Source organism: Faecalibacterium sp. OF03-6AC, assembly GCF_003478175.1.
Taxonomy (GTDB): domain Bacteria; phylum Bacillota; class Clostridia; order Oscillospirales; family Ruminococcaceae; genus Faecalibacterium; species Faecalibacterium taiwanense.
Genome location: NZ_QUEN01000020.1, coordinates 1 through 14,251 on the forward strand (window position 1 = coordinate 1; position 14,251 = coordinate 14,251).

Consider the following 14,251-nt stretch of genomic DNA (forward strand, 5'->3'; position numbering starts at 1 on the left):
CGGGTCTGGAGAAGTGCAAAGGAGACATGCCTATGACGAATGTCCGCAAAAATTCCGCCAAACTGACCCGTGAGGACTTGAAAATCGCGCCCGAATCTCCTACAATGAAATTGTCCGAAACCCCTGCCGTAGAACCTTCTGACCAGACCAGCAAAACCGTCCGACACGCCCCGCTCGTTTACCGGGTGGAGGAGATCGCCCAACTGTTGGCGATCTCCAACCGTGCTGCGTACAATCTGTGCAACACCACGAAAGACTTCAAGGTGATCCGCCTCGGTACCAGCATCCGGGTAAGCAAGCAGAGCTTCGACAATTGGTTTGCAGCGGTCTGAGGGAGGGAACATCTATGGCATCTATTATGAAACGTGGCAACACGTATTCCGTCCGATACAACTACAAAGATCATGCTGGCAAGCCCTGCAAGGGCTGGGAAACCTTCAAGACCAAGGCCGAAGCGCAGGAACGCAAGATCACGGTGGAGAAGGAACTGCTGGACGGCACCTTCCTCGTGCCCGACACCATGACGGTCGAGGAGATGCTGTACAAGTGGATCCCCATTCAGTCCAGCAAACACAAGTGGTCGCCAAAGACCTACACCCAATCTGTGGCGATGGTGCAGAACCTCATCGTGCCGTATATCGGAAATCGGAAGGTACAAGACCTCCGCACCTACGACATTGAGCAGTTCTACGCCACCCTGAGCCAGACCCCCTGCGGCCAGTACGTTCACGGCGAGAAGCAGGAGCTGACGGAAAATCAGAAGAAACGGCTGTTATCCAGCACGTCCATTCACGAAGTCCACACGCTCCTGAAGACCGCCTTTTCGTATGCTGTTGACTGGGATCTGATCCACAAATCGCCTACTCCCCGTGAAGCCCCCAAGATCAATACCGAAGAACGCACCATCTGGGATGAGCGCACCATGTTGGCGGCGCTGCAGACCATCGAGAACCCTGCCCTGCATCTAGCTGTGCACATGAGCATGATCCTCTCCTTGCGAGAGGGTGAGATCCTCGGCTTACAGCCGAGTGATCTGGACTTTGACGCAGCAGACGGACGGGGAACCATCTCGGTGAACAAAGCCCTGCAGCGTGCCGACAAGGTCGCCCTGTCCAAGATCGATCCCACCCAAATCTACCACACCTTCCCGGACAGACGGGAGGGGAGTAAGTCCTCGCTGATCCTTAAGCGGACTAAGACCAAAAAGTCCAACCGCATCCTGTACATGACCAAGCCCTTGAAAGAGGAGCTTCTGGCATGGCTGGAAAAGATGAAGCAGGACGAACAGAATGCCCCGGAAAAGTACAGCAACTGCGGTCAGCTGTTCCGCTTACCAGACGGCTTACCCATTGCCCCGGACGTTCTGACAAAGTGGTATCGTATGTGGCGGGCAGAGCACCCGGAGTTTGTGAAGATCGTGTTCCACGGTCTGCGCCATTCCAGTGCCACCTACCAGCTGCTGCAGTCTGGCGGTGACTTCAAGTCGGTGCAGGGCAACACCGGCCATGCAACCGCCACCGTCCTGATGGACACCTACGCTCACACGCAGGACAAGCCCCGGTGGGAGCTGGCTGAGAAGATCGAAGCCGACTTCTACACGCAGGATGTGGCAGGTTCAAAGCCGCAGGAACCCCCGGAAAACAAAACGCCGGTGGCAACAAAAATCACGGGTAAAATGATCCTTGAAGCCATCCGGCAGATGGACGCAGAGGATCGCCGCGAGCTGACGCGGGTACTCTTCGCGTAAAATTTTCTTTTTTGTGCAGCGAAATACACGATGTGCAAGCGATGCAAAGAGTTCATGGTTTTTTTGTAAAGTGTGCAGGAGATGTGCAAAAGTGTGCAGCCTCTGCCAGAAAAACAAAAAAGCCATGAAATCTTTCGATTTCACGGCATTTTCTGGTGCAGCAAGGCAATCCAAATCCGAACCAGTTCCCTTTGATGCGGCTTGAGCCGCTTCTTCAAATGTGATGGTCTGTGTACCTTCTTTATAATTAAAGGTTATCAAAACCTTATCATCATACAGATAAATCGAATTGATGAACGTATCCACCAATGCCTGCCGCTGGTCTTTCTGGCTCATATTGAGCTTGCGAAACCGGAGAAGCCAGAAGCGGATGAACTCTTCCGTCACTTTCGGCTTCGCCAGCTTTTCTTCCGCAATGCGGGCTTCAAGCTCACGCTTGGTTTCTTCGAGCTGCTCCAATCGTTCCTTGGTGGAACTGGTGAGGATTCCGGCCTGAATCGCATTGAGCATATTCTGGATACCCGATTTCGCATCCCGGAGCTGCTTCTCATAGAGGGGAAGATTGGTGTTCTCCCGGTCTTGTAGTTCCATGACCTTGGCAATGATGGATTCCATGGCGGCATCATCCTTGACAAGCTGCATAGTCTGGTTGACCACCAGATCTTCCAGCCACTGCTTACGGACGGTCTTTTTCTTGCAGCCCTTGTGCTTTTTGGCAGTAGCACATTTATAGTAGCGGTGAACTTCACCCGTCCGGCTTGTGCCGCTCTCGCCAAACATCAACGCCCCACAGTAGCCGCAGAACAGCTTGGTGGTGAGCAGATAATCGTCCTCTGCCTTTCTCCGGGCAGGGGCTTTCTTGTTTTTCAACATCTTCTCCTGCACACCGTCGAAAAGTTCCAGCGGCACGATGGGCGGAATTGCATCTGGCACGACCACGTCCCGGAATTTCAATTCTCCGATGTACCGCCGATTCTTGAGCATGTGTTCGACACTGTTATAAGTAAACGCACCGCCCACCGGATTTTTGATACCATTTTCATTCAGCCAGTCCCGAATCTCTTTCATTGTAAGACCATCCCGGTACTTCCTGAACGATTCCAGCACAAAAGGAGAGGCAAGCGGGTCAATGTGAAATTTCCGCTCAGAATCCAGCGTATAGCCAAATGTTCCACGACCACCGTTGCAGCGTCCTTTCAGGATGTTCTCCGTCTGTCCGCGGACAACCTTTTCAGCAAGGTCGGCAGAGTAGTACTCCGCATAGCCCTCCAGCACCGATTCCAGAATGATGCCCTCCGGTCCTTCGGAGATGATCTCGGTGGCAGACATAAGCTTGACACCGTTCTTCTTGAGTTGGGTCTTATACCGGGCACTGTCGTAGCGGTTCCGGGCAAAACGGTCCAGCTTCCAGACCAGCACAATGTCAAACAGCTTCTTGTCGCTGTCCTTAATCATCTGCTGGAACTCCGGGCGGTTGTCCGTTTTGGCGGAGATAGCACGGTCGATGTAGTGCTTGACTACCGTAATGCTGTTCTTCTCGGCATAGGCGGTACATTCCCGAATCTGACCCTCAATAGATTCTTCACGCTGGTTGTCACTGGAATAGCGGGCGTAGATCACGGCGGTCATGGCAGGCACCTCCATTTTATACGTCATTGAACGGTAATACGTTCATTAAAGCAATGTTTCGTATAATGTATATGCCACAGTTTTGCCCTGATTGCAAGCCCAGTGATTTATTTTCATGATTCCAACAGACAAATTGTCTTAAGATTATATTCCGAGCAAAATGTGAAGTCCAAGCCCGGCCACGCCGCACAGGCACATGGTCAGGATGGGATTCCACTTGAGCTTCCGTAGCACAAAAAATGCCGATGCAAAACTGCCGATGCCGATCCAGTCTACGTTGGCGAGCGTCTTTGCACTCTCTCCGAACACCACCATAGACAGTATAGAAAGACCTGCACCAAAGATAAGCGCTACAATGACCGGACGCAGACAGGTCAGAACACTTTGCAGCAGAGAAATATCCTTGTATTTACGATAGATGTAGGATAGAAGTGAAACAAAGAACAGCGCCGGTGTAATGCAACCTAGTGTTGCAATGATGGCTCCGGGTACCTGCGCGATACGCAAACCAACAAAAGTTGCCGAGTTGACCGCAATGGGACCAGGGGTCATTTCTGCAATCGTGATGAGGTCAGTAAACTCCTGCATCGTCAGCCAGCCATGTTGTTCCACCACTTGGCTCTGGATCAGCGGCATGGCCGCATAGCCGCCGCCTACGCTGAACATACCCACCTGCAAAAAGCTGAGAAAAAGCTGTAAGTAGATCATTTTGCACCACCTTTTTTCCACTGGACCAGAGCCAGCACCACGCCGAATACCGCAGCGGCAAGGATGACCACCACCACATTGACATCAAACACCGTATTTGCGACAAACGCTGCGACCATCAGGACAATATACACCCATGAGCGGGTCTTCAGCACCTTGCCGCCGAGGTCGAATACAACATCCAGAATGACCGCCGCCACACCAGCCTGCATTCCCTTGAGTAACAACGCGATATAGCGATTGGTGGCAAAAGCATTGTAGAACACAGAAATGACTGAAAGAATGACCATAGGTGGGATGATGGTGCCCAACACTGCCACGATCATTCCAATCAAGCCTTCTACCTGCCAGCCTACCAGAATTGCAGCATTGACCGCGATTGCGCCCGGAGAGGACTGCGCCAACGCTGTCATATCCAGCATTTCCTGTTCATCGATCCAGTGCAGCTCATCTACAAATTTTTTCTTCATAAAGGTCACGATGACAAAGCCGCCGCCGAAGGTAAAGCTGCTAATGTACAGCGTACTCAAAAACAGCTTCCAAAGCCGTGCTAACCGTGTACCGTATGTTTTATTTTCATCCATACAAGTTTTCTTCTCCTTTTTTGATTTTCGGACAACTATATTTGTTTTCTTACTATTTCAAACAGCTTTTAACTGTTACTGCTTGCGAAAGCCCGTATTTTCCGGTATCCTTGTTTTAAGAACTGCGAAGCACGGAGGGAATCTCTATGAAACATAATACATTTCTCGTCAAGCCAGCGTCCAGCCTGTGCAATCTGCGTTGCCGGTACTGCTTTTATGACGATGTTTCCAACAGCCGAGCCTGCAAAAATATGGGACTGCTTTCCCATGAAATGGCAGGAGAACTGGTTGAAAAGGCTTTTGCAGCCACAGAGGAAGGCGGCAGCGTCCATTTTCTGTTTCAGGGCGGCGAACCGACTCTTGCCGGGTTGGATTTCTTCCGGTTCTTTCTGGAAACGGAGCGTTCCATGCAGCGCAATATCTCTGTGTTCCACAGCATCCAGACCAATGGCATTTGTCTGGATGAAGAGTGGGCTTCCTTTTTCAAAGCCAACTCTTTCCTCGTAGGCCTCTCTCTGGACGGCACACAGGAGAACCATGATCTCTATCGGCTGGACGCAGCTGGGCAGGGCACATGGGATAAAGTAACTCATGCGCTTGCGCTGCTGGATGCCTACAGGGTCGAAACGAATCTGCTCTGTGTTGTAACCGGACAGCTGGCCAGAAAGCCGCAGCGAGCCTTCAAAAGCCTCTGCGAGTTGGGACAGCACAATCTGCAATTCATCCCATGTCTTGACCCACTTGATACGATTGGAGGGCAGGCATATTCTCTAACGCCGGAACTTTATGGTCGTTTTCTGTGCGGCGTCTTTGATACTTGGTATCAGCAGCTGCAACGAGGCAATTATATCAGCGTTCGCAATTTTGAGGACTATCTGCGTATCCTGCTGGGAATGCCGCCTACCTCCTGCGCTTCCTCCGGTTCCTGTGGACATTATCTTACCGTAGAAGGTGACGGAAGCCTTTATCCCTGTGACTTTTATGTTCTGGATGAGTGGAAGCTGGGAAATCTGAGCCACTGTACCGTTGAAGATGCGCTTGATTCTCCCACAAGCCAGACATTTCTGGTACAGGGCCGCAAACGCCCGGCGGAATGCGCAGCATGTGCTTATCAGCTGCTCTGTCGGGGCGGATGCAAGCGAGATTGGGATGCCTCTGGAAGCAACCGCTTTTGCGCAGCGTATAAGCAGTTCTTTGCCTATGTGCTTCCGCGCCTGCATACTGCTGCACATTTTCTGGCACAACAAAACCGATAAAGAGATTCTCCCGGAGAGCAGTACTGCCTCCGGGAGAATCTTTATTTTACCTTTTTAATCTTCCGGATGGAATGGCCATCGTAGAGGATGGGCTTCATGACATAAGTGTAGTTCCGGTCATCGCATTCGCCGGTGGAAATCATCTCCATAAGCCGCAGCGCAAGCTGACGTCCCATCTCGAAGCCTTGCTCCACGGAGCAGGTAACATCCTCCTGCCGATAAGTTTCTTCGGAATAATCAAAACAGACCAGCGAATAATCTTCGGGTACAGTCTTCCCCATTTTCTGCAGGGTTTTCATGACCAGCCGATAGATGATGTAGTTGCAGCAGACGATAGCGGTGCATTTAGGGATGCTCTTCAGAAATCTTTCAATGGAACGGACATAGCTTTCGTTGTGGGCTTCGTCCGAAATACACCACTTGATGTAATCATCGTTCAGTTCCAAACCACGATTTCGCATCGCTTCCGCCATGCCTTGAAACTTTTCTACGCTCTGGTAGTTGTCGTACACGAAGATGCCTGCAATGTGGCTGTGTCCGGCATCCATCAGGCGTCCTATCAGCTGATGGGCACATTCGATGTCATTGATCGTTACGCGGGGGCAGCGCAAGTTCCGATAGAAGTTGTTGTAGAATATCACCGGGATCTTACGTCGGTAAAGCTCCTTGTAGCAGTCAAGATTTGGGCTGAGGATGCTCGATTTGACACCATCCACAATGAAACCGTGAAAATTCTGATGTACCACAGTCTCCAGACAGCGGCGTTCGTTGCAGAATTTGTTATCGGTCAGAAATACATGGAGGTCAACCTGCTCCTGCGTCAGAACACTGCGAACCCCTTCGATTAATCCCGAATTGGCACTTGTATCCTGTCCCTGCAGGACAAGGCCGATTTTATAAAGGGCATCATCTGTGTTCAAATCCCGCGTCATTACTTTTTCCCGGTGGAAATAAGTCCCACTTCCCTTGAGCTTGTACACGAGTCCTTCTGCTACCAACTGGTCGATGGCCACTCGTATCGTTTCTCGGCTGACACCCAGCTTCCGGCAGAGCGCATTTTCCGAAGGCAAACGCTGGTTTCCGGAAAATTTGTTTTCGTCAATATAAGCCAGAAGCCAGCGATAAACCTGATCGGATTTTTTCTCAACAGCCGAGAGCATGGGCAAGCGCTCCTTTTCAGTCGGTGATAGTGGGGCGGCTGCCTTCCGCGTGCTGAATCCAATTCAGCAGACGTTCACGAAGTTCCGCCTTGACCGCAGCATATGCAGGATCCGCGACCACATTGTTCAGCTGCCACGGGTCTTTCTGCATATCGTAAAGGAAGTCGTCTGCATAAACATCGGATGCCGCAGCCTCGCCGCCGTTGACGCCGGGTGCATAGACAGAATACATATAATCTGCAGTACGGATGCAGCGTCCGCAACGGCTTTCCGAAATCTGTGCATAGACCTCATTGACTCTATTATGGTTTTTCTTTTCCACAACGTCAAGCAGATTTTCACCGATCATCTTATCACCGACATCCACGCCTGCCAGAGCCAGCAGAGTTTTGGGAATGCTTTCGGTGCTGACCAGGTCGGTGATCTCCTTGCCACCCTTGAACGGGCCGCCACAGATGACCAGCGGCACATGCAGGCAACCGTCATGGCAGGAGCGCTTGTAATCATCATAGCCGTTCAGGTGCGCGTCACGGTTGCGGGTCTTGAAGTGAGAGCCATGGTCGGAAGCATAGAGGATAACTGTATTATCATACAGGCCTTTTTCTTTCAGCTTTGACACCAGCTTACCAAGGTTTTCATCAAGGCTGGCACACTGGCCCAGATAATCTGGGTACTCTTCCGCTGCGTTTCCACCCAGAGCCTTCAGATCTTCCGGCAGAACAAAATCTGCGAATCGCTGCTTGGAACCGTTGGGGCCTTCGTAGTGATTATGGTCGTTCTGATGGTGCGGCTCGATCTGCGACACGGTCATGAAGAAGGGCTTTTCGCCGGCATACTGGTCAAGATAGTCCAGCGCAAACTGGTTAATGCAGTCGGCACGGTAGCCCTTGAAATCGATGCGGTTGTTGTTCTCATCAAACACATAGCCATCGTAGCCGTGGGAGGTGAACTCCAGCACATCCGCAGCACGCCAGTAACCGGTATAGCCACCGCGCAGCTCCAGCGGAACAGCGGTGATGGTGTGGTCAACGGTGGGCTTTTTCTCCAGCTCACCGTCCGAAGCCAGATGCCACTTGCCGATGTAGGCCGTCTCGTAGCCGGCATCCTTTTCCATGTACTCGCCCAGCGTCTTGATGTTGGAGGGCAGCATCAGATTATTGCGGAAGCAACCGGTCTCGGTGGGATATTTGCCGGTCTGGAACAGAGCACGGCAGGGGCCGCACACCGGCTGAGGCGAAAAGGCATTGTCAAACTTCACACCCTCTGCCGCCAGCTTGTCCAGATTAGGCGTGATATTCAGTGGCTGGCCGAAGCAGCCGCAGGTGTCCCAGCGCTGCTGGTCACTGAAATAGAAAATGATATTATATGCCATGGTTTTACCTTCCTTTACTGTTCTGCTTTGGTGTTCTTTGCTTCCTTCATCTTGCCGCGCAGAATGCCGAGAATGACCACCACGATTAGCGCAATGAAGATCCAGCAGTACACACTACTGACGAAAATTCTGGGGCTTCCATCCGAGATGAGCAGGGCGCGGCGGAAATTGGTCTCCGTCATATTGCCCAGCACCATGCCCAGCAGCACAGGGACAGCAGGCAGCTCCAGCTTGCGCATGAACCACGCCATCACGCCGAACACCAGCGCAACGCTCAGGTCGAAATAGCTGCTGTTCACCGAGTAAGCACCGGCAAAGCAGAAGATGACGATGATAGGGGTCAGGATCTGCTGGGGGATGGAGACAACCTTTGCAAACAGGCTGGTCAGGTACTTGCCCTGCAGGAACATGAAGATGTTCACAAGGATAAGACCCAGCATGATGGCGTACATGATCGCACCATCCGTGGTAAAGAGCGAGAGGCCGGGGTTCAGGCCGTTGATCATCAGAGCGGACAGCATAATGGCCACGCAGCCGTCGCCGGGGATGCCCAGCGTCAGCAGGGGGATGAGGGTCGCACCGCAGACAGCGTTGTTGGCCGACTCCGCCGCCGCAACGCCCTCCACAGAACCGTGGCCGAACTCTTCCGGGTGTTTGGACATATTCTTTGCAGTGTTGTAGGAGAACCAAGAGGCCTCCGATGCACCGGTGCCGGGCACGATGCCCACGCAAGAGCCGATGAGAGAGCCGATGAGCACCGGGCGGAGCATCCGCTTGTACTCATCCTTTGTAATCTTGCCGTCGTCGTTGCCGATCTTTCCGGCGCGGAGGTTCAGCTCGCTCCGCTTCAGCTCCGCCTTGCCGATGATCTCCACCAGTGCGAACAGGCCGATGAGGGTAACGGCAAGGTCGAGGCCCAGATACAGGCGGTGGACGCCGAAGGTAAAGCGGTCGTAGCTGGTCATGGGGTCTGCGCCCACGCAGGAGATGAGCAGGCCGAGGCAAGCGGCGATGATGCCCTTGACGAGGCTCTTGCCCGAAACGCCTGCGATGATGGTCATGCCGAACAGGCAGACCATGAAGTACTCCGCCGTGCCCAGCTGTGCCGAAATTTTGGCCACCTGCGGGCCGAGGAAGAGCAGCACCAGTGCAGAGAAGATGCCACCGAAGGTGGAGGCATACAGCGCGATTTTAAGAGCCGCCTTGGTGCGGCCCATCTTGGACAGTGGATGACCGTCCAGCATAGTAGCCGCCGCGTGGGGCGTGCCCGGGGTGTTGATGAGGATGGCCGACACCGAGCCGCCGTATCCACCCGCACAGTAGATACCCAGAAGGAACATCATGCCGGGAATGGCCTTCATGGTGTAGGTAACAGGCAGAAACAGGATGATGCAGAGGATGACGCTCAGGCCCGGGATGGCTGCGAACACGCAGCCGATAAAGACACCGAGGTTGATCCATATGATATTTTCGAGGGTGAAGAGCAGCCCGGAGGCCGGGCCGATAAAATCAAACAAACCCATATTTTGCCTCCTCAGAAACTAACATTCAGCACGAAGTGGAACACGACCCAGATCAGCACCGCCATCGAGACGGTGATGGCGTAGTAGAGGGGCTTCTTGCAGCGGAAAAACAGCAGGAAGGCCAGCGCGCAGAACACGGCACCCACCACGAACAGACCTGTGATCTCCGCCAGCAGATAGGTGACCACCAGAATGAGGACGATGACCAGAGCTTTTGCTTCCACCAGAAGATTCAGCGTCTTCGTTTTGACCGGACGGTGCATCACCATATTGTATGCCTCCCGACCCACCAGAAGGGCGCTCATGGCCAGCATGAGCCAGACCAGCATCGTCGGGAAGGCGCGGCCGTTCACAACGTCCTTTTCTGAGATCTGCACCTGCTGGGGCATGATGAGCAGCAGCACGATGCCTATGACCAGAAACAGAATGCCGCAGATCAGGTCAACGGGGTACTCGATGTTCTTCTCCTCGAGCTTCGCGCCCCATTCGTCCAGCCTTGTTTCGATGCGTTCTATCAGATTTTTCACCTGTTTCCACTCCTTTTTTGAACCATAAAAGCAGGGGGTCGGGGCTATCCCCTCCCCCCTGCTTCAGCTTTTTTCGCTATGAGGGCCTGTTATCAGCCCGCCACGATGTCCTTATACTGCTCGACGATGCTCTTGACGTTCTCAATGTGAGCCTTCACATCGTCCTCGGTCATGGTATCGACTTCCAGCAGCATGGTGTCGTTCAGCCACTCGACCATCTCATCATCGGCGAGGATCTTATCATACAGCTCTTTCAGCTCGGCAACCTTTGCGGCGTCAGTACCTTTGCGAGCCATGACGAAGCAGCGGTTGCGGAAGTAGGGGTAGCCCTTGGAGCCAACGCCCTCAACGCCTGCGAAGGGGCCGTTTTCGATGGCCTTGTCGTCGAATGCGCAGACCACGTCAACGCCGCCCTGCTGGTAGGTCTCGAGGATCTGGGACTGATGCGAGACTGCAAAGTTCGTCTCGCCCTTTGCCACAGCCTGTGCAGCCTCCGCAGCGGACTGGTACGGAGTCAGTTTCAGCTGGTCGCCGGCACCCATAGAGCCGAACAGAGCCGCTGCCAGGAAAGCCTCGGAGCCGGTAGCGCCGTTAACGGCCACGGATACGGGGTTGCCTGCCTTGACATAGGCCTCCAGATCGTCCAGATTCTTGAGGTTCAGTGAAGAATCAGCGGACAGGACGAAGACGGAGGAGTACAAGTTCTCCACGAACTCGAAATCGTCGTAGCTGAACTGCAGCTTGGCCGGATCCAGAGTCTCGGTAATGGCGAACAGACCCTCACCGGCGAAGACCAGTTCCTTATCATTTGCCTTAGTACTGGACACCCAAGTGTTGACAGTAGCAGCATCGCCCTTGACGGCTTCAGCAACCAGTGTGATTTTATTATCAGAATAATCAGGGGACTTGGCAGCAGCCTTTTGGCTGACCATCGCTGCTACACCAGACGGTGCCCACGGGCAGGTAACTTTCCAGCTCTCCTGTTTGCTTCCGCAGCCGGTAAGCATCGACAAAGCAAGGACACCGGCGGTGACCAACGCCGCAATACGCTTTTTCATCATTTTACTCTCCTTTTTTGTTTTGCCTTTTCGTGTGGTAGCAAGCACTTCACCGTGCTTTTGTTACCAACAAGATAACATTTCAAGCAATTTCAAGTCAACAAATTTTTTTATTTTACAGAAAAAGTTGTCTGATAAAAGAGCCAAATGACCACATCTGTATTTTGTTGTAGAAAACTTATTGTGCACATTGCACATCGGCTTGAATCATCTTTGTGCAGCTTAAATTCTTTCATGATGTAAAGTGTATCATATTCATAATAGAAGTCTTACTATTGTCTCCATTCATAAATAATTTCTTCGGAATCATCTTGACGTACTCTACGAACCATGATATTCTCTATCACAAATCCCACTGAACTTGTAGATTGATTGCAAATCTTCTGCAAAAGTGGTTGGTTATCACCGTGAGACCCACCACTTCAGTGAGGAAAAATCCACGAAAGAAGCTACCGCCCCGCAACACACCCGATTCATTTTGCCGCCGATTCACCCGACAAAATCATCGCTGCGCTGCGTGGGCGGTATTTTTCTTTTTCAGGGAAGATTGCACCTTGAAAATTTCATGAGCCGACCGGACGTGATACCGACTTTTCGTCAACGCCGCTGCAAAACAGGGGCAGGAACTGCGTTCGGTGTGAACGGTGACCCCATCATATGAGCAGAGCCCCGCTACTTATTTTTTGCGTCTTAACAATTCGGAAACATTTGTTGAAAATGCGTTTTGAGCGCAGCGGTAGAGGGCAAGAACCGTCCCGTGGCCACAAATTTTCAATTCTTGAAAATTTCCTGGCCATCCGGGACTTCGCTTCTCAAACTCTTGCGAGTTTTCTAAGTGATCTTGTTGGGGTAGCGCTTGTCGGGGCAACGCCCCTCCATCTGCTGTCGCAGACCGCGCTGCCGCTTAAAAGCCCCACTGGGGCTTTCATTGCTGCGCTGCGCTTCGCAAACGCGGTCCCACCCCCAAACCCTGCTCATGGTTCGCACCTGACGGTGCGAACAGCAACGGCGTGTCGTGCTTACATAACTTCACCGAGGAGTTATCGAACAGACAGGAGGTACAATGACCAAAACGAATGTTCAACCGATCCCTAGCAATTCTAAACACCACGACACGCCGAACAACAAAACAAATAGAGAGCAGACTGTTCTTCTTTCACACACCCATTATATAATTTTCCTGAATCTGCTTGACGAATATTACGGTTAGTGATATATTTATTACAGTAACCGTAACAAGGAGGCAAACCATGCGCGATAATGCAAAAGGTGGTGCGCTTACAGAAGTCACCTTTTATATTTTGCTTTCTCTTTATACGCCAAAACACGGATACGCTGTTATGCAGTTTATTGAAGAAAAAACATACGGACGGCTTTCCCTAGGCGCAGGCACTTTATATGGAGCATTAAACTCTTTGCAGGACAAGAAGTGGATTGAACCTTATGGCGATAGTGAGGGAAGAAAAAAAGAATACCACATTACAGCACAGGGAAAAGAAATTGCAGAAAAAGAGCTTGCAAGACTAAATGAACTTGTAAGCATTGCAAGTGAAATTATTGGAGATGCAGTATGAGTAAAAAATGTTATCGCTTCTTTGGTGGATTGCTAAATGCACAGGCAAAATGGTTAAACAAAATGTCCGAAAAAGGCTATCGACTTGTCCGGACAGGGAGGGTGCTCTATGAATTTGAAGAATGCAGTCCTGATGAAGTGACCTATTGTGTAGAGTTTATCGGAGAAAAATCAAAAGAGAATGCAACGGACTACGCTGATTTTTTGGAGGATATGGGCTACAAGGTATTTTTCAAAAATATCAATCTAAACTATTCTGTCGGAAAAGTTCGATTGCGTCCATGGGCGGAAATGGGCGGTTGTATTGCAACAAACGCAACAACTTTTAACAGGGAACTATTGATTGTAGAAAAATCAAACGACGGAAAGCCTTTTGAACTTCATACTTCTTATGCCGATAAAGAAAAATACTACCGCAATTTGCGTAACCCATGGCTATTCCTGCTGCTCCTATTTGCACTGTTTGCCATTATCAAGCATTCTATTGTCTTGGGTATTTTTTCATTGGTTTCTGCAATTCCCAGCATTCTATACCAGCTCCAAATTATAAATGTCCGACAAAAAGCCAAAACGTGGGAACAATAAATAATAATCAAGAGGGCGACAACAGAAGCTGTCGCCCTCTTGATTATTATTTATAGAAATACCAAAAAGATTGCTCCGCAGCTTTTGAGGAGCAGCATCGTGCAGAACTGACAGCATACCGGACGGCAGCAGCCTATTTCAAGGCAAACAACATCACAAAGCTGCCCAGCCCGAAAAAGCTGGAAGCCGAGTATGTACAGCTGGCATCCGAAAAGGCAAAGTTCTATGAGCAGTACAAAGAAGCCAAGGAAGAACTGCTCAAGCTGAAAACCGCAAAGCAGAATGTTGCGTCCTTTTTCCGGGAGGAAGAACCGGCGCAGCAGGAGAGATAAAGGAGTGTGCGTATGATCAATCTGAAAATCGACCCGGAGTTCCAGTCCCAGATTCCCCCTCTGACCGATGATGAATTTAAGCAGCTTGAAGAAAATATCCTCAAAGAGGGCAAGCTGCTCTCTCCTTTGATCGTGTGGAATAATACACTTGTTGATGGCCACAACCGTTATGCCATTCTCCAGAAGCATCCTGAGAT

Annotated in this window: 12 protein-coding genes and 2 pseudogenes; 6 read left to right on the forward strand and 8 right to left on the reverse strand. The window is 51.3% G+C overall.

Translation table 11 applies throughout. The features are described from left to right. Positions 1 to 26: 26 nt before the first annotated feature. Both DXA66_RS13735 and xerC read left to right on the forward strand, forming a co-directional pair. Complete coding sequence (locus DXA66_RS13735; protein ID WP_118529305.1) at positions 27 to 332, forward strand: helix-turn-helix domain-containing protein; 306 nt, start codon at positions 27 to 29, stop codon at positions 330 to 332. A 14-nt stretch (positions 333 to 346) separates the two neighbouring features. Beyond that, positions 347 to 1,747, forward strand: coding sequence for a tyrosine recombinase XerC (gene xerC, locus DXA66_RS13740; RefSeq protein ID WP_118529299.1), 1,401 nt, complete (start codon positions 347 to 349; stop codon positions 1,745 to 1,747). Positions 1,748 to 2,455: 708 nt separating this feature from the next. Here the strand turns inward: xerC and DXA66_RS14625 are convergent. The 3 genes and pseudogenes from DXA66_RS14625 to DXA66_RS13755 form a co-directional block, all read right to left on the reverse strand. Then, positions 2,456 to 3,403, reverse strand: a pseudogene (locus DXA66_RS14625) (recombinase family protein); the annotation flags it as partial. 117 nt (positions 3,404 to 3,520) lie between these two features. Beyond that, positions 3,521 to 4,084 carry a chromate transporter gene (locus DXA66_RS13750; RefSeq protein WP_097776428.1) on the reverse strand — a complete coding sequence of 188 codons (564 nt, stop codon included), beginning with the start codon at positions 4,082 to 4,084 and terminating at the stop codon, positions 3,521 to 3,523. Then, positions 4,081 to 4,668 carry a chromate transporter gene (locus DXA66_RS13755; RefSeq protein WP_117535512.1) on the reverse strand — a complete coding sequence of 196 codons (588 nt, stop codon included), beginning with the start codon at positions 4,666 to 4,668 and terminating at the stop codon, positions 4,081 to 4,083. The genes DXA66_RS13750 and DXA66_RS13755 overlap by 4 nt, the downstream gene beginning before the upstream one ends. 146 nt (positions 4,669 to 4,814) lie before the next feature. On the opposite strand from DXA66_RS13755, the gene DXA66_RS13760 reads away from it, so the two are divergent. Then, entirely contained in the window at positions 4,815 to 5,924 is a 1,110-nt protein-coding gene (locus tag DXA66_RS13760; protein ID WP_118529300.1) for an anaerobic sulfatase maturase, read from the forward strand. Between the two features lie 41 nt (positions 5,925 to 5,965). On the opposite strand, the gene DXA66_RS13765 is transcribed toward DXA66_RS13760, so the two are convergent. The 5 genes from DXA66_RS13765 to DXA66_RS13785 form a co-directional block, all read right to left on the reverse strand. Next, the gene (locus DXA66_RS13765; RefSeq protein ID WP_118529301.1) at positions 5,966 to 7,084 is read right to left on the reverse strand and encodes a GntR family transcriptional regulator; all 1,119 of its coding nucleotides are present in this window, start codon (positions 7,082 to 7,084) and stop codon (positions 5,966 to 5,968) included. A gap of 16 nt (positions 7,085 to 7,100) precedes the next feature. Continuing rightward, positions 7,101 to 8,456 carry a sulfatase-like hydrolase/transferase gene (locus DXA66_RS13770; protein WP_117535515.1) on the reverse strand — a complete coding sequence of 452 codons (1,356 nt, stop codon included), beginning with the start codon at positions 8,454 to 8,456 and terminating at the stop codon, positions 7,101 to 7,103. 14 nt (positions 8,457 to 8,470) lie between these two features. Beyond that, positions 8,471 to 9,979, reverse strand: a complete 1,509-nt coding sequence (locus DXA66_RS13775; protein WP_118529302.1) for a tripartite tricarboxylate transporter permease — start codon at positions 9,977 to 9,979, stop codon at positions 8,471 to 8,473. Between the two features lie 11 nt (positions 9,980 to 9,990). Next, positions 9,991 to 10,506 (reverse strand): tripartite tricarboxylate transporter TctB family protein, encoded by a 516-nt coding sequence (locus tag DXA66_RS13780; RefSeq protein ID WP_117506178.1) that lies wholly within the window; start codon positions 10,504 to 10,506, stop codon positions 9,991 to 9,993. Between the two features lie 92 nt (positions 10,507 to 10,598). Beyond that, positions 10,599 to 11,564 (reverse strand): tripartite tricarboxylate transporter substrate-binding protein, encoded by a 966-nt coding sequence (locus DXA66_RS13785; RefSeq protein WP_044953587.1) that lies wholly within the window; start codon positions 11,562 to 11,564, stop codon positions 10,599 to 10,601. Between the two features lie 1,250 nt (positions 11,565 to 12,814). Between DXA66_RS13785 and DXA66_RS13800 the strand changes: the two genes are divergently transcribed. The 3 genes and pseudogenes from DXA66_RS13800 to DXA66_RS13815 all read left to right on the forward strand — a co-directional run. Continuing rightward, positions 12,815 to 13,138, forward strand: a complete 324-nt coding sequence (locus DXA66_RS13800) for a PadR family transcriptional regulator (RefSeq protein ID WP_118529303.1) — start codon at positions 12,815 to 12,817, stop codon at positions 13,136 to 13,138. Next, positions 13,135 to 13,722 (forward strand): DUF2812 domain-containing protein, encoded by a 588-nt coding sequence (locus DXA66_RS13805; RefSeq protein ID WP_118529304.1) that lies wholly within the window; start codon positions 13,135 to 13,137, stop codon positions 13,720 to 13,722. Before DXA66_RS13800 ends, DXA66_RS13805 begins: the two co-directional genes overlap by 4 nt. Positions 13,723 to 14,066: 344 nt before the next feature. Then, positions 14,067 to 14,251: pseudogene (locus DXA66_RS13815) on the forward strand (hypothetical protein); the annotation flags it as partial.